At 73.2% G+C, this 14,696-nt stretch carries 16 protein-coding genes and 1 pseudogene; 8 read left to right on the top strand and 9 right to left on the bottom strand.

Annotated features, from left to right (window positions below):
* Positions 1-14: 14 nt before the first annotated feature.
* The 3 genes from ACIHEJ_RS30710 (at position 15) to ACIHEJ_RS30700 (ending at position 2,476) form a co-directional block, all read left to right on the top strand.
* Positions 15-362, top strand: coding sequence for a DUF190 domain-containing protein (locus ACIHEJ_RS30710; RefSeq protein ID WP_400140352.1), 348 nt, complete (start codon positions 15-17; stop codon positions 360-362).
* Entirely contained in the window at positions 359-1,576 is a 1,218-nt protein-coding gene (locus tag ACIHEJ_RS30705; RefSeq protein WP_400140351.1) for an MFS transporter, read from the top strand. The genes ACIHEJ_RS30710 and ACIHEJ_RS30705 overlap by 4 nt, the downstream gene beginning before the upstream one ends.
* Before the next feature lie 126 nt (positions 1,577-1,702).
* Positions 1,703-2,476, top strand: coding sequence for a VOC family protein (locus ACIHEJ_RS30700; RefSeq protein WP_400140350.1), 774 nt, complete (start codon positions 1,703-1,705; stop codon positions 2,474-2,476).
* On the opposite strand, the gene ACIHEJ_RS30695 is transcribed toward ACIHEJ_RS30700, so the two are convergent.
* Positions 2,477-3,460, bottom strand: a complete 984-nt coding sequence (locus ACIHEJ_RS30695) for a TIGR01777 family oxidoreductase (RefSeq protein WP_400140349.1) — start codon at positions 3,458-3,460, stop codon at positions 2,477-2,479.
* 132 nt (positions 3,461-3,592) lie between these two features.
* On the opposite strand from ACIHEJ_RS30695, the gene ACIHEJ_RS30690 reads away from it, so the two are divergent.
* Together ACIHEJ_RS30690 and ACIHEJ_RS30685 are read left to right on the top strand one after the other, a co-directional pair.
* Entirely contained in the window at positions 3,593-4,258 is a 666-nt protein-coding gene (locus tag ACIHEJ_RS30690; protein ID WP_400140348.1) for a ScbR family autoregulator-binding transcription factor, read from the top strand.
* Between the two features lie 184 nt (positions 4,259-4,442).
* A complete protein-coding gene (locus ACIHEJ_RS30685; RefSeq protein ID WP_400140347.1) occupies positions 4,443-5,186 on the top strand; it encodes a class I SAM-dependent DNA methyltransferase in 744 nt (247 codons plus the stop codon).
* A gap of 9 nt (positions 5,187-5,195) precedes the next feature.
* Here the strand turns inward: ACIHEJ_RS30685 and ACIHEJ_RS30680 are convergent, their stop codons facing one another.
* Entirely contained in the window at positions 5,196-5,636 is a 441-nt protein-coding gene (locus tag ACIHEJ_RS30680; protein WP_400140346.1) for a hypothetical protein, read from the bottom strand.
* A 57-nt stretch (positions 5,637-5,693) separates the two neighbouring features.
* Positions 5,694-6,881, bottom strand: a complete 1,188-nt coding sequence (locus ACIHEJ_RS30675) for a PucR family transcriptional regulator (protein WP_400140345.1) — start codon at positions 6,879-6,881, stop codon at positions 5,694-5,696.
* A gap of 159 nt (positions 6,882-7,040) precedes the next feature.
* Between ACIHEJ_RS30675 and ACIHEJ_RS30670 the strand changes: the two genes are divergently transcribed.
* Entirely contained in the window at positions 7,041-8,534 is a 1,494-nt protein-coding gene (locus ACIHEJ_RS30670; protein WP_400140344.1) for a long-chain fatty acid--CoA ligase, read from the top strand.
* Positions 8,535-8,675: 141 nt separating this feature from the next.
* Here the strand turns inward: ACIHEJ_RS30670 and ACIHEJ_RS30665 are convergent, their stop codons facing one another.
* Both ACIHEJ_RS30665 and ACIHEJ_RS30660 read right to left on the bottom strand, forming a co-directional pair.
* A complete protein-coding gene (locus tag ACIHEJ_RS30665) occupies positions 8,676-9,101 on the bottom strand; it encodes a contact-dependent growth inhibition system immunity protein (RefSeq protein WP_400140343.1) in 426 nt (141 codons plus the stop codon).
* Between the two features lie 18 nt (positions 9,102-9,119).
* A complete protein-coding gene (locus ACIHEJ_RS30660) occupies positions 9,120-10,028 on the bottom strand; it encodes a poly-gamma-glutamate hydrolase family protein (RefSeq protein WP_400140342.1) in 909 nt (302 codons plus the stop codon).
* Positions 10,029-10,151: 123 nt separating this feature from the next.
* Here ACIHEJ_RS30660 and ACIHEJ_RS30655 point away from each other — a divergent pair, with 123 nt between their 5' ends.
* Positions 10,152-11,144: an NADPH:quinone reductase gene (locus tag ACIHEJ_RS30655; RefSeq protein ID WP_400140341.1), complete on the top strand. Its 993-nt coding sequence runs from the start codon at positions 10,152-10,154 to the stop codon at positions 11,142-11,144.
* On the opposite strand, the gene ACIHEJ_RS30650 is transcribed toward ACIHEJ_RS30655, so the two are convergent.
* Positions 11,134-11,598: a TSUP family transporter gene (locus tag ACIHEJ_RS30650; RefSeq protein WP_400140340.1), complete on the bottom strand. Its 465-nt coding sequence runs from the start codon at positions 11,596-11,598 to the stop codon at positions 11,134-11,136. The two genes, ACIHEJ_RS30655 and ACIHEJ_RS30650, sit on opposite strands and share 11 nt — an antisense overlap.
* A gap of 21 nt (positions 11,599-11,619) precedes the next feature.
* On the opposite strand from ACIHEJ_RS30650, the pseudogene ACIHEJ_RS30645 reads away from it, so the two are divergent.
* Positions 11,620-11,715: pseudogene (locus ACIHEJ_RS30645) on the top strand (hypothetical protein); the annotation flags it as partial.
* A gap of 185 nt (positions 11,716-11,900) precedes the next feature.
* Here ACIHEJ_RS30645 and ACIHEJ_RS30640 read toward each other — a convergent pair.
* The 3 genes from ACIHEJ_RS30640 to ACIHEJ_RS30630 all read right to left on the bottom strand — a co-directional run bounded on the left by ACIHEJ_RS30640 (position 11,901) and on the right by ACIHEJ_RS30630 (position 14,670).
* Positions 11,901-12,554: a maleylpyruvate isomerase N-terminal domain-containing protein gene (locus ACIHEJ_RS30640; RefSeq protein WP_400140339.1), complete on the bottom strand. Its 654-nt coding sequence runs from the start codon at positions 12,552-12,554 to the stop codon at positions 11,901-11,903.
* A 447-nt stretch (positions 12,555-13,001) separates the two neighbouring features.
* Complete coding sequence (locus ACIHEJ_RS30635; RefSeq protein ID WP_400140338.1) at positions 13,002-13,697, bottom strand: FMN-binding negative transcriptional regulator; 696 nt, start codon at positions 13,695-13,697, stop codon at positions 13,002-13,004.
* A 16-nt stretch (positions 13,698-13,713) separates the two neighbouring features.
* Positions 13,714-14,670 carry a MerR family transcriptional regulator gene (locus ACIHEJ_RS30630; RefSeq protein ID WP_400140337.1) on the bottom strand — a complete coding sequence of 319 codons (957 nt, stop codon included), beginning with the start codon at positions 14,668-14,670 and terminating at the stop codon, positions 13,714-13,716.
* Positions 14,671-14,696 lie beyond the last annotated feature (26 nt).

The raw sequence follows: 14,696 nt of genomic DNA, 5'->3' as shown, positions 1-14,696 counted from the left end.
GAGTGGAGGCAGCGGTGACAAGGCTGACGGGCAGTGCCCTGCGCGTGACGATCTTCATCGGTGAGAACGACACCTGGCATCGCAAGCCGCTGTACAGCGAGATCGTGCACCGGGCCCGCGACGCCGGGCTGGCGGGCGCCTCCGTGTTCCGGGGCGTGGAGGGTTTCGGCGCCTCCTCGCTGATCCACACGTCCCGGTTGCTGTCCCTCAGCGAGGACCTGCCGGTGGCGATCGTCATCGTGGACACCGCCGAACGGGTACGGGCCTTCCTGCCCCAGCTGGACGAGCTGGTCGGGGAGGGGATGGTCATCCTCGACGACTGCGAGGTCATCCGGTACGTCGGCCGGGAGAAGCAGGCGTGAGCCCGGTGGCCTCCGGTGAGCCGGAGGCGGTGCGCCCGGTGCGCATGGGGCCGTGGCGGTTCGTGGTCTGGTTCGGCACGGTGAGCCTGCTCGCGGACGTCGTGTACGAGGGCGCCCGCTCGATCACCGGCCCGCTGCTGGCCTCGCTGGGCGCGTCCGCGCTGCTGGTCGGCGTGGTCACCGGCGCCGGCGAGGCCGCGGCCCTGGGGCTGCGGCTGGTCTCCGGCCCGCTGGCCGACCGTACGGGCCGGTTCTGGGGCCTGTCGATCGCCGGCTACGCCCTCACCGTGGTGTCCGTCCCGATGCTGGGCGTGGCCGGGGCGCTGTGGGCGGCGTGCGTGCTGGTGATCGCGGAGCGGGTGGGCAAGGCGGTGCGCTCCCCGGCGAAGGACACCCTGCTCTCGCATGCGACGGCGGCCACCGGACGCGGTCGCGGATTCGCCGTGCACGAGGCCATGGACCAGATCGGCGCCCTGGCAGGCCCCCTGCTGGTCGCCGGGATGCTCGCACTGACCGGCGGCGACTACGGCCCGGCACTCGGGGTGCTGGCCGTACCGGGCGTCGCCGTGCTGGGAGTTCTGGTGTGGCTGCGGGCACGGGTACCGGACCCGGAGGCCTACGAACGCGAGCCGGAAGCCGCGGCCCCCGCCCGGCCGGCCACGGGCAACGGGCGCCTGCCGAGGGCTTTTTGGACCTACGCGGGCTTCACCGCGGCCACGACGACGGGCTTCGCCACGTTCGGACTGCTCTCCTACCACCTGGTCGAGCGGCACCTGCTGGCCGCCGCCTGGGTGCCGGTGCTCTACGCGGCGGCGATGGCCGTGGACGCCGTGGCGGCCCTGGTCACCGGCTGGCTGTACGACCGGTACGGTCCCCGGGTGCTGATGGCGCTGCCGGTGCTGACCGCGGCCGTGGCGCCGCTGGCGTTCACCGGCACGACCACGATCGCGGTGGCCGGCTCGCTGGTGTGGGGCGCGGCGATGGGCATCCAGGAGTCCACGCTGCGCGCCACGGTCGCCGACCTCGTGCCCAGCGGACGGCGGGCCACCGCCTACGGTCTGTTCGCGGGGGTCGTCGGCGTGGCGAGCCTGGCCGGCGGCGCACTGACCGGAGGTCTGTACGGCATCTCGATCCCGCTGCTGATCACGGTGGTCGTCGCCGTCCAGATGCTGGCACTGGCGGCGCTGGCGGCCCTGCGGCCCGCCCGGGGCTGAGCCGGTCCCGGATTCCCTCCGCACCGGGGTGAATCGCGCGGGTGGTCCGGGGCGGCGCGACCGGCCCGTGCGACGGGATCGGCATAGTGACGGGGCTGCGTCCCGGACTCGCAGGAGGACATCCCCATGCTCGGCACCGACTTCCGTACCGGATCACCCGTCTGGATCGACCTCGGCACCCCGGACACGGACGCGGCCGCCGCCTTCTACGGCGCCGTCTTCGGCTGGCGCCTGGTGTCAGCGGGACCCGACGCGGGCGGGTACGGCTTCTTCCAGAAGGACGGCAGGACGGTCGCCGCGCTCGGACCGCTCACCGAGGAAGGGGCCCGGCCGGCCTGGACGGCGTACTTCCGTGCCGACGACGTCGAGGCCACGGCCCGGGAGGTGGCGGACGGCGGCGGCAGCGTGCGCGTCCGGCCGATCAGTGTGGGCGAGGGCCGGCTGGCCCAGTTCACCGACCCCCAGGGCGCCCGGTTCGCCGTACTGCAGTCCGCGATGGGGCTGGAGCGGGCCTCCGAGGACGACACGCTGGTGTGGGTGGAGCTGCACGTCCCGGACCCCGAGGCGGCGATCCGGTTCTACCAGGACCTGTTCGGCTGGCGCTTCGAGGAGATGCAGGCACCCGGCATGACCTACCGGGTGCTCAGCATCGGCGAAGGCGACCAGCAGCAGGGCGCGTTCGGCGGTGTGGCCCAGCTGCAGGGCGAGCAGGAGGAGGCGCGCTGGGTGCCGTACTTCGCCGTCGCGGACGCGGACGCGTTCGTCGCGGCGGTGCGGGACAACGGCGGGACCGTGCTGATGCCGGCCGCGGACGTACCCGACGTCGGACGCATCGCATGGCTGGCGGACCCGGCCGACGCGGTCTTCGCCGTACTGAAGCCCGACCCGCGCCAGGGCTGATCACCGCGGGACCGGCACACCCCGCTCCGCCCGGCGGTACGCGCGCAGCGCCCTGGCCCGCCCGACGAGGTCCACGGCGGCCTCCGGCCACTGGGGATGCACGAAGTCGAACCCGGCCGCGCGCAGCCGGCCGGGCACCACCCGGCGGCTCTTCAGCAGCAACTCCGTGTCCGAGCGCAGCGCGAACGCCCCGATCTCCGCCATCCACCGCGTCGCCGGCAGCCCCACCGGCATGCCCTGGGCCGCGCGCAGCGCCCGCATGAACTCCCGCTGCGGGAGCGGGCCGGGTGAGGCGAGGTTCACCGGCCCTTCGATGTCGTCCCGGTCGATCAGCAACTCCACCGCCCGCACGAAGTCCTCGTCGTGGATCCAGGACACGTACTGCGCGCCGCCGGCCACCGGCCCGCCCAGCCCCAGCCGCGCCAGCCACAGCAGGACGTCGAAGACCCCGCCCCGGTCCGGACTCATCACCATGGCCGACCGCAGTGCGACCTTCCGGGTCGCCGGTGTGCGCGCCTCGGCCTGCGCGCGCTCCCAGTTCTTCGCGATCTCGACGCTGTACGCCCAGTAGCCGGGCACCCCCGGCTCCGAGCCGCCGATCACTCCGGTCGCCTCGTCGTGCGGCGCGTCGAAGCGGTGGGCGTAGACCGTGGCCGTACTCATCTGCAGCCAGACGCGCGGCGGTCGGGCCGCGGCGGCGATGGCCTCGCCGACCACCCTCGCCGAGTCGACCCGGGACTGCATCATGGCCCGCAGGTTCTCGGGGGTGTAGCGGCACGAGACGCTGCGCCCGGCCAGGTTGACGACGACGTCACTGCCGTCGACGGCCTCGGCCCAGCGGCCGAGCGTGGCGCCGTCCCACCCGATGTCACGCTCCCGCGCCGGGCGTCGGGTCAGCACCGCGACCTCATGACCGGCGGCCGTCAGCGCACGGTCCAGGATCCTGCCCACCTGTCCGGTTCCCCCGGGCAGTACTACCTTCATCGAGCCCCCTCGGCTTGGTGGGCACAGCCTAGCCCTCGTTTTGAACGCGTTCAAATACGGGTCACCCGGTTGGTAGAAGGGCTGCGGTATGGTACGAGCTGTTTGGTTTAATTTTCAGCTTGAGGAGGGTCCATGGCTCAGCAGGAGCGAGCTGTCCGGACCCGACGTGCTGTTCTGGAGGCCGCCGCCGCGGTCTTCGCCGAACGCGGCTACGCGGCGGCGACCATCGCCGAGATCCTCACCCGGGCCGGCGTGACCAAGGGCGCCCTGTACTTCCACTTCGACTCCAAAGCGGCCCTCGCCCAAGGTGTGTTGCAGGAACAGATGACGACCGCCTACCACCTGCCCCGGGAACTGAAGCTGCAGGAGTGGGTGGACGCGGGCATGACCCTGGCCGAGCGGCTGCCGCGGGAACCGTTGCTGCTCGCCGGCGTCCGGCTCTCGGCCGACCTGCAGGGGCGCGAGGTGTTCGGCAGCGCCTGGCCGGCCTGGGCCGAACTGACCACGTCCGTACTGGCGGAGGCCAAGGAGCGCGGTGAGGTCCTCCAGCACGTGGTGCCCCGGGAGACCGCGCAGGTCTTCCTCGGGGCCTGGATCGGCGTGCAGTTCGTCTCGCAGGCGGTCGCCGGGTGGGCCGACCTCGACGACCGGCTGTCGGCGCTGTTCAACCACATCCTCCCCGCGATAGCCGCACCCTCGGTCCTCGTCCGGCTCGACACCGCGCCGGACCGGGGAGCCCGAGTGATCGCCGAGGCGGAGCGGCAGGCGGCGGCGGACCTCGTCGGCGCCGACGGCTGACGCCGGGGCCGGCCCGGCCCCGCCGCCGGTGGCACTTATCAAACCGCTGAGTCGGTTTGCCGATCTCGAGCGACGACGCTCCACCGCGGGGAACGCACCGGGACGACCGGCCGTTTCCTCGGGAGCGGGCGCGGGAGCGGTAATCCGGTGGACACGGCGGGGCCCGGCCGCCAGCGTGGACGGAATGCAGCAGGAGGACATCTGGGGCGCCGAGACCGCCCGGCGCTACGACACACCCGGTACCGGCATGTTCGCGCCCGAGGTTCTGGAGCCGGCGGTGGAACGGCTCGCCGAACTGGCGAACGGCGGCGCGGCGCTGGAGTTCGCCATCGGCACGGGACGGGTCGGCCTACCCCTCGCCGAGCGTGGAGTCCCCGTCACCGGGATCGAGTTGTCACCGCCGATGGTGCAACAGCTGCGCACCAAGGCGGACGAGGCGACCCTCCCGGTGATCGTCGGCGACATGGCGACGACGGTCGTCCCGGGCCGGTTCAGCCTCGTCTACCTCGTCTACAACACGATCTCCAACCTGCTCACCCAGTCCGAGCAGGTCGAGTGCTTCCGCAACGCGGCCCGCCATCTCGCCCCCGGCGGCCGGTTCGTGATCGAGCTGTGGGTGCCCGAACTGCGCACCCTCCCACCGGGCCGGCGGGCCACCGTCTGGCGCACCGACGCCGACTACATCGGCCTGGACACCTACGACATCCTGCGCCAGCACGTCGTCTCGCACCACTTCCGCTTCGACGACACCGAGCAGGCCCGGCTGTACCGCAGCCCCCACCGCTACATCTGGCCGGCCGAGCTCGACCTCATGGCCCAACTGGCCGGATTCGAGCTGGAGTCCAGGAACGCGGACTGGTCCGGCGCCGAATTCACCGCAGAGTCGCGCTCCCATGTGTCCGTCTACCGGCTGCCGCCGACGCGGTAGAGGGGCGTCTCAGAGCCGGGGGATCAGAGCGGGGTCCACACCGATCCCCGCGACGTCGCCCCGCACGGCCGAGGCGAACCGCTCGATCTCGGCCACCAGCACGTCCCACGCGACCGGCGAGGTCCAGTCGTCCGGCTGGGAGACGGAGCCGACCCGCCACCCCTCGGCCGACCCCGCGATGCGCACCTCGCCCACGTCCGCGTAGGACATCGAGTCGAACGCGAAGTCACCGCGCTCACCGTCGGGCAGCCCGACCCACCCGACCAGGGCGCACGCCAGCTCGGCCACCGGGAACAACCCCTCGGCGAACAGCACCCGCTCCCCGTCCCCGACGACCAGATCGGCCTCGATGTCCACGAGCAGCACATGCCGCGGCGCCGTCGCAGGCTCCAGCCCCCGCCGGTCCAGGTCCGGCGCACCCAGATTGCGGTACGCGAACCGCACCGACATCCGCCCCCCTCAGGGATCAGGGCCCGGGGATCGACGGGCCGCACGGAGGTGAACCTATCAACGGGGTCGGCCCGCTTCTCCACGGGGCAACAGCCGCAGCGCGTACAGGGCCGCGCCCAGGTCGGCGAGGTCGGACGGGTCCGAGAGGGAGCGGGCGGTCAGCTCCTCGATGCGGCGCAGCCGGTAGCGGACGGTGTTCGGGTGGACGAAGAGCCGCTCCGCGGCCTCCGCGGCGACGCCGCCCGCGGTGAACCACAGTCCCAGCGTCTGCAGCAGCCGTGCGCGCTCCGGCGCGGGCAGTTCCAGCACCGGCCCCAGGGAGAGCTCCACCAGACGGCTCGCCTCCGCCGGGGCGGCCGCGACCAGCATGGCCAGCGGGCTGTCGTCGAAGCGGGTGACACCCGGGCCCTCGCCGGGCAGCCCGGCCAGCGCCAGCCGGGCGAACCGCAGAGCCTGCGGGGTGTCCCGGAGCGTGTCGAACGTGGGGCTGATCCCGACGCGGGCGCGCCGCCGGCGCAACGCCCGCAGGCCCACTGTCTCCGCGTCATGGTGGGCGAGGGAGACCAGGCCGATCTGCTGGTCGGGCAGCAGCCGCCAGACCGACGGCACCCCGGCCCGGCGCAGCGCCGTCTCGATCCCGGGCAGCGGCTCCTGGCCGGGATCCGGCACGGCCGCGGCCACGACCGCGTACGGGCCGCGCTCGGGCAGGCCCAGCTGCCGGGCCGCCTCCCACGGTGTCGTCCGGTCCGCGAGGGCGCCCGTGAACAGCGCCTCGGCCAGCGCCGACCGGCGTGCCTCACGCTGCAGCGCCAGCTCCGCACTCGCTTCCCGGTAGGCGGCTGCCACCGCCTCGGCGTACCGGCCGAACAGGGCCCAGATCTCCGACGACCCGGCCACCAGTTCCGCGTCCGTCACGTCCGGGTGCCGGCGGGCCTCGTCGACCAGCTCCGACCACAGGAACTCGAAACCCACCCGGTAGGCGTGCAGCGTGTCCGCCAGCGGCACACCCTGTTCGGCGCGCAGCCGTCCGGTCTGCTGCGCCGCCCCCACGTCCGGCCCGGCGCCGAACGCGAACCGCCCGAGGAGCAGATCGGCGTTGCCCTCGCAGGACTCCCGGAGCGAGTCGAACGGGATCAGCGCGTCGTCCGCGTACGACTCCACCTCCGCCCGGATCCGCTCGGCCATCTGCTCACCCAGCTCCGGCATCCGTGTCCGCAGCGCCGCACCCACATTCGACAGACCCATACGGCCAGCGTACGGCCGCCTGTTTGTCCCCAGGAACAAGTAGAGGGCGGGTGAGCTGTCCGCGTGCCCATGGACGCCCGCGATCGCACGGGCCAGCATGCCGGGAGCGTTGACGGCGGGGACTCCGTGAGCGCCGGGAGCTGCGTGCGAGGAGGCATCATGGCCAATCTGGCGGACTTTCTGGTGGAGACGGCACGCCGTCTGCCCGACCGGCCGGCTCTGCGGCTGGGGACGGCGACCCTCAGCTACGCCGAGCTGGACCGGCTGAGCGCGCAGGCCGCCACGCTGCTGCGCACCGAGGGCCTGCGCACCGGCGACCGGGTCGCCTTGATGCTGCCGAACGTCCCCGAGTTCGTCGTCCTGTACTACGCCGTCCTCCGCGCCGGCGGCATCGTCGTACCGATCAACCCGCTGCTGAAGGAGCGCGAGACGGAGTACCACCTGCGCGACTCCGGCGCCGTGCTGCTCTTCGAGTGGCACCAGGCGCCCGGCGAGGGCGCCGCGGGCGCGGCCGCCGCCGGGGTGCGGCACCTGGCGGTCGAGCCCGCCGCCCTCGCCGCCGAACTGGCGCCGCTGGAGCCGCGGTTCGAGGTGACCACCACCGCCGGGGACGACATCGCCGTACTGCTGTACACCTCCGGCACCACCGGCCGCCCCAAGGGCGCCGCCCTCACCCACGCCGGGCTCCGCCACAACACCGACGTCAGCGTCAGCGAGGTCCAGCGGCTGACCTCCGACGACGTGATCGTCGGTTGCCTGCCGCTGTTCCACATCTTCGGGCAGACCTGCACGATGAACGTCGCCGTCCGCAGCGGGGCCTCGCTCACCCTCGTGCCCCGCTTCGACCCGCAGACGGTGCTCGACGCCGTAGCCCGCGACCGGGCCACCGTCTTCGCGGGCGTGCCCACGATGTACGCCGCGCTGCTCCAGCATCCGGGCGCCGCCGCGTCCGACGTGACCAGCCTGCGCATGTGCGTCTCGGGCGGCGCCTCCCTGCCGGTGGAGGTCCTGCACGGCTTCGAACGGCGCTTCGGCTGCATGGTGCTGGAGGGCTTCGGGATGTCGGAGACCAGCCCGGTCGTCACCTTCAACCACTCCGACCGTCCCCGCAAGGCCGGGTCCATCGGCACCCCCATCCGTGACGTCGAGGTGCGGCTGCTGGACGACACCGGCCGTGACGTCGCCCCGGGAGACGTCGGCGAGCTGGCCGTCCGCGGACCGAACCTGATGAAGGAGTACTGGAACCGCCCCGAGGAGACCGCCGCCACCGTCCCCGACGGCTGGCTGCGCACCGGCGACCTGGCCCGCCGGGACGAGGACGGATACCTGTACATCGTCGACCGGAAGAAGGACCTCATCATCCGCGGCGGCTACAACGTCTACCCCCGCGAGATCGAGGAGGTGCTGCACGAGCACCCCGCCGTGGCCCTCGCCGCGGTCCTCGGCGTGCCGGACGAGCGGCTCGGCGAGGAGATCGCGGCGGCGGTCGTCCTGCGCCCCGGAGCACAGGCCGACCCCGAGGAGCTCCAGCGGTTCGTCCGCGAGCGGGTCGCCGCCTACAAGTACCCGCGCCGGATCTGGCTGACGGACGCCCTGCCGATGGGCCCCAGCGGCAAGATCCTCAAGCGGGAGATCGCCGCCCCGCTCGTGTGACGGACCGGGTCCGGACCCGGCGCGTGCCCGCGGTGGTTGCCGACCGGGATCGCTGCGGTGCGGCAGACGAGACGACTCGAACGCGGAGCCCTGGTCGTGGTCGGCCTGTTCGGCTGCACCGCCGTCAGCGGGCAGAGAGGATCACGGAGTTGCGTCGGGCTCCGCGAGGAAGCGAGCGATCTCCTCGGCCGCGCCGCGGGGCAGACCGGCGAGAGCTGTCTCCGGCAGCGTCGTGAGCACGGCACGCAGCCGGTCGGCGAGGTCCGGCAGCAGGGCCCAGGCCGCAGCGGGGGCGCCGACGACGGCGAGCAGCAGATCGCCCTCGTGGAAGTACGCGTCGAGCAGCGGCTCCTCGAGCAGCGGGCGCACCGCGAGGGGAAGGACGTACGGCAGCGCCACCTGCTGCGACACGAGGGTGCGCAGATCCGCCGGACCCATCTCGCCCAGCGGAACGCGCCGCAACGCATGCACCTTGCGTACCAGACGGGTCGCGTCACCGGCAGGAGGCGTCCAGCAGGGCGGGTCCAGCTCGTCGAGTGTGCGGTCGAGGTGCAGCAGACGGTCCATGGGAGTGTCCCGCTCGGCTCAGGAGAGGGAGTCGAGGCCGAGCTCGTGGTTCTTGACCGCCTCGCGGACGGCGCTCACGAAACCGGTCCAGAAGTGGTCGGCGCTGGGGCTGTCGGTGCTCGGCACCCCGGCCGTCGCCCTGCGCCTGGCCGCGCCGGAGAAGTCACCGAACATCGCGCTGCGCAGCGCCGTGGACAGCTCCAGCTGGGCGCCGGCGCCGGTACGGGTGCGGTTGACGATGTTGGTCGGGTCGTCGCCGTTGATGGGGTCGTCGGCGGCCGCGAAGACCACGGTCACGTCCCAGTCGGGGTTGCTCGTGGAAGAGGTCAGACCGTACTTCTTGAAGGCCGCCATCAGGTTGCGCTTGAGCCGCTCGTCCCGGCCGCCGATGTTGATCTTCTTCACGGTCGTGTCGTCGAAGCCGTGCAGCGAGACGGCGTACAGGTTGTCGGCGCAGACGGCGAGGGCGGCCGGGTCGTCGCAGTGAGTGGCGGTGACGTGCTGCGAGGACGAGTTGGCCAGGGCCTCGAACATCCAGTAGTCCCGCTGCGTCTCTCCCGGCACCGCCACGGTCGACGGGTCGATGCCCACGTCGAAGGGCGTGTAACCGGCGACGGCCATGCACAGCTCGCTCGTGCCCGCCTCTATCCCGCCGCCGTGCGGTGCGAGCACCGCCGTGCTGCCGACGGGGCTGCTCGTGCTGCGGGCATTGTCCGTGATCTGCGCCGGAGTGCCGATCCGGAACCGACGCTGCCAGTCGGTCCCCTCCTTGGCCGCGGTCTTGGTGTACAGCTCGGTGTTGGACCCGTACAGGTCGGCCGCCGCGGCCGGAGTGGCGCCCTTGCCCACCACGGCGTTGACGGTGGGCAGAGCCGCGGCGACGGCGGCGACGGAGGCGAGGACGGTGCGTCTGCTGGTGTTCGTCATGGACTGATCTTGCATCACGGCCCGCCGGCTTCCTCGCCGGGGGCCCCGGGCGGTTCCGATGGATCCCGGTCAAGGTGTGCCGTGGCGCGGCGACTTGGGGCACCGGTGGCAGAATGCGGCGTCATGCGTGCTGCGTACATCGAGGAGTTGGGCCCCCCACAGGTCATCCGCTACGGCGAGATCACCGCCCCGCGGCCCGGACCCACCGACGTCCTGGTGAACGTCCACGCCACCACGGTCAACCCGGTGGACACCTTCGTCCGGTCCGGCGCCTTCACCACCCAGCTGGATTTTCCCTTCGTCATCGGCCGTGACCTGGTCGGGACGGTCGCCGAGACGGGCCCAGGCGTGACCGGCTTCCGCCCCGGGGACCGGGTGTGGTGCAACAGCCTCGGGCACGGCGGCCGGCAGGGCGCGGCGGCGGAGCAGGCGGTGGTGGCGGCCGACCGGCTCTACCACCTGCCCGCGGGCGTCGACCCGTACGCCGCGGTGGCGGCGTTCCATCCCGCGGCGACCGCCTACCTCGCGCTGTTCGTGCACGGACGGTTCCGCGTGGGCGAGACGGTGCTGGTCGCGGGCGCCGCGGGCAACGTCGGCAGCGCGCTGGTGACGATGGCGGTCCGGGCCGGTGCCCGCGTCCTCGCGACCGCCGGCGCCCGGGACGAGGCGTACTGCGCGGAACTGGGTGCCGAGCACGTCTTCGACTACCGGCACCCCGACCTGACCCGGAAGATCCGCGAGGCGGCGCCGTCGGGCATCGACGTCCTGGTGGACACGGCGGGCGTCAACGACCTGGAGAACACGGTCGATCTGCTCGCCCGCCGGGGCCGCGTGGTGCTGCTGGCCGGTGCTCGCAGCCGCCCCGTGCTGCCCGCGGGCGCGCTGTACATGAACGACCGGTCCGTCGTGGGGTTCGTCATCTCCCACGCCACCTCCCACGAACTGGCCGAGGCCGCCGCGTACGTCAACGACCTGCTCGCCCGGGGTGACCTGCGCCCGCGGACCGTCGAGGTCTTCCCGCTGCGGGCGGCGACCGACGTGCACGCTCGGACGGAGGAGGGCGGACTGCACGGCGTCCGCCCGGTCCTGCGCACGGACCTCCCGGTCACCGGCTGACACGGACCCGCCGGCTCAGGCCTGCGGCACCGTGACCGGGAGCTTCTTGATCCCGCTCACCGGCCGCGCAGTTCCCACAGCCCCGCACCAGCGTGGTCAGCCCGCCCGCCAGGGACAGCAGCATCACCGCTCGCCGGATCCACGCCTGCGGCACCCGCCGTACCAGGGTCTCGCCGAGGGCGGTCCCCGCGGCAAGGCCGGCCGCCGTCGTCAGCCAGGCCGCGGCGGACAGACGGGGGAGGCCGTTGGCGGTCACGGAGAAGAGGTTCAGCAGCACGCCGTAGAACAAGGGGTTCGGCACGAACTGCCGCACCGGCCAGCCGGCGTTCGCCGCGTACAGCGACAGCGCCGGACCGCCGACGCCCGCCGCGGCGTTCATGAACCCGCTCGTCCCGCCGGCGACCACCGCGCCGGCTGTGCCCCGCAGCGCCGCCACCCGGGCCCCGGCCGGCACCACAGGACCGCACCGGTCACCATCGCCCCCAGGAACACCAGCAGCACCGGCGCCCGGCTGCTCCTCCTGCTCGACCGGCCGACCTCCACCACGGAACTCGCCCGCCGCCTCGACGTGACCCCCTCGGCCGTCAGCCACCACCTGGGTGTCCTGCACGAGGCCGGCCTGACGCGGCGAACCCGGCAGGGGCGGAGCGTTCTGTCAGCCGGACCCAGCTCGCCGACGACCTCTGCGGCGGGGCAGGTGCCGGCCGCGCTCGGTGAGAGGCACGGACCGGGGACGCGTACCTCTCCCGTACGACCTCAGCCGAGCACGAGCGGCAGGCGCGCGGCGAGTTCGCCCAGGGCGGTCCTCTCCTCGTCGGTCGGCGAACGGCGTCCGGTGCCGACCAGCAGCGCGTCCCGGTCGGAGAACGAGAAGGGGAACGGGCTGCCGGCGATCGTCTCCAGCGCCGCGCGTGCCGCCGCCAGGGTCTCGGCGGGCGGCTCCGCGGCCGCCGGCAGATGGGCGATCAGGTCCAGATGGTGCAGCGTGCACTCGAGCACGTACGCCGACAGGTAGTCGCCGACGGTCAGCACCTCGCCCCGGGTGCCGACGCGGGCGGCGGGATCGGCGAGCCCGGCGGCGCGGCCCGCTGCGGACCCCACGTCGTCGAGGTGGAACTTGAGCAACTCCGGCTCGCCGTACGCGGCGGCCAGCCGGGGGACCAGCGCATCGAGCGGGTCCTCCCCGGTCGGCGGCTCGACCAGCTTCCAGTAGCCTGCCGCGTCCACGGTCGGCTCCGTACCAGCGGGCGTGACCAGGGTGATCAGGACGTCCTGAGCGTCGATGACCAGGTGGCACACCAGGTCCCGCACCAGCCAGCCGGCACAGCCCGACGGCTGCTCGAAGTCCGCGTCCGGTACGGCGGCGACCGCCTCCAGCAACGCCGTCCACGAGCGTGAGAAGAGATCCACCGCGGCACCGTACGGCCAGGGCGGAACAGCGGACAACCCCGTTCCGCCGAGCGGAGCGAGCGCCTGCCGCCCAGCGCGGGAGACGGCCGCCGAACGCCCCCGGGAAGGCGATCGGGACAGGTGCAAGCATCGGCCCCGCCGCTGCCCTCGCCCACGGCCCCGTCCTTCCGCTCGTGCACACCGGGCCGGTCTCTCCCCGGGACCCTGGGCGACGCCGGCCACCGCCCACCTCATCGCCCACCTCGCCGGCGCCTGCTCGGCATCGCCGCGCCCGCCCCCGCGTCCGCCGCCGTCCGGGTCCGCCGCTCTCTGCGTCCGTTTCCCGTGTCACCCCGCCGTCGCGGCCCCGGCGGCCCGGTGCCCGTGCCTCCCGCCCTCGTCTGCGGTGATCAGGCGGGGCTGAGCCCCAGGGATGTGATCGCCGCGGCGAGTTCCCGGCGGGCGGGGTCAGGGGGTGGCGTGCGGGTTGTGGGCACGGACCGCTGCCGCCACCGCGGCGTCGTCGGACCGGCCGCGCGCCTCGAGACCCGCGACGACACCCGCGACGTTCTCCTGCGGCTGGTTCTGGCTGAGCTTGAACTTCGCCTCGACCCGGCTGATGACCAGCTCGACGCCGACGACCGCCCGCAGCCGGCCCTCGATGAACTTCGCCGGGGCCTGGTCGACCGACCACGGCTCGGCCTGTGCTGCTTCGTGCCGGTCGGTGAGCCGGCGCATCTGCGCTTCTGTCCACGCCGGGTCGTCGTGCACGACCAGCTTCCCGTACACATGGGCGATCAGGTAGTTCCAGGTCGGCACCACACGGTGGTGCTCGCGCTTGGTCGCGTACCACGACGGCGAGACGTACGCCTCCGGGCCACGGACGATCACCATGGCCTCGCCCTGCACCGGCTCGCGCCACTGGTGGTTGGCGCGGGCCATGTGACCGGTCAGGGAGCCGTGCTCACCGGCGTCGGGGTCGTACTCGAACGGCAGCAGGGTCGCCAGGAGACCCTGCGGGGTCATGGTGATCAGATCCGCCGCTCCGTGGTGGGTCAGCAGGTCACGGACCGCCTCTTCGGGGGGTACGAAGTGCCGGGGGGGGGGTACACGGTCGTCCTTTCGGTGCGAGGCGCAGTGGGGAGCAGTCCTGCAGCGGGCCAAGGCCCGCGGGGGAGCTCTACAGGGGGTTCTCGCGCAGCCAGGTCAGGACCTGCTGGGCGTGTTCGTCCGGCGGGAAGACCGGATGGAAGACGTGCTCGATCACGCCGTCGCGGACGACGAGGGTCAGCCGGGTGAACAGCCGCTTCCCGTCGACCTCGAACGTGGGCAGGCCGAGGGCGTCGGCGAGGCCGAGGGCGGGGTCGGAGAGCATGTCGAAGGGCAGTCCCAGCCGTTCCACGACCTCGTTCTGGTAGTCGGTGTCCTGGCTGGACAGCCCGTAGACGCGGCCGGCGCCGGCTTCGAGGAGATCCTGGAAGTGGTCGCGGAAGCCGCAGGTCTCGGGGGTGCAGCCGCGGGCGCCGGGGATGGAGTTCCAGCCCTCCGGCAGATCGGTGCCGGGGCGGCCGGTGAGCGGGTAGATGTAGATCACCGTACGGCGCGGCCCGAGGGCGTCCAGCCGGACCTCCCGGCCCGCCGTGTCGGGCAGGGCGATCCGCGGCGCCTTCGTACCGGGCAGGTGGTCCGCGGCGCCGTCGGCCTCGGGGGCGGGCAGGTCCGCGGGCAGTGTCAGGTAGTCCTCACCGCCCTTCCCGGGCTTCGCGTGCGGTACGACGCCGCTGCCCCGATGGGCGGCGGTGTTCAGGTTCCTGATCAGTACCGAGCGGCGGGCGGTCAGTGCCTCGATGCGCTCGGTCAGCTCGTCGATGGCCTCGCGGTAGCTCGCCAGCGAGGCCGGGCAGTCGTCGGCGTGCAGCCGCCCGGCGGCCAGGCACTCGAGGAAGGGCCGGGTGCGCTCGACGGAGATCCCGAGCCGCTGCAGGGCCCTGATCTCCCTGACGAGGCGCACGTCGTCCTCGCCGTAGTCCCGGTAGCCGTTGGCGAGGCGCTCGGGTGTGATCAACCCCAGGCTTTCGTAGTACCGCACTGCCTTGGCCGTCACGCCCGCCCGACGCGCGAGCTCACTGATCCTCATGCCGTTCACCTCGCTCACACGCTAAA

This window comes from Streptomyces sp. NPDC052301, from assembly GCF_044593395.1.
Taxonomy (GTDB): Bacteria; Actinomycetota; Actinomycetes; order Streptomycetales; family Streptomycetaceae; genus Streptomyces.
Note: the sequence above shows the minus strand (reverse complement) of the source record. Positions and strands in the feature narration are given on the sequence as shown.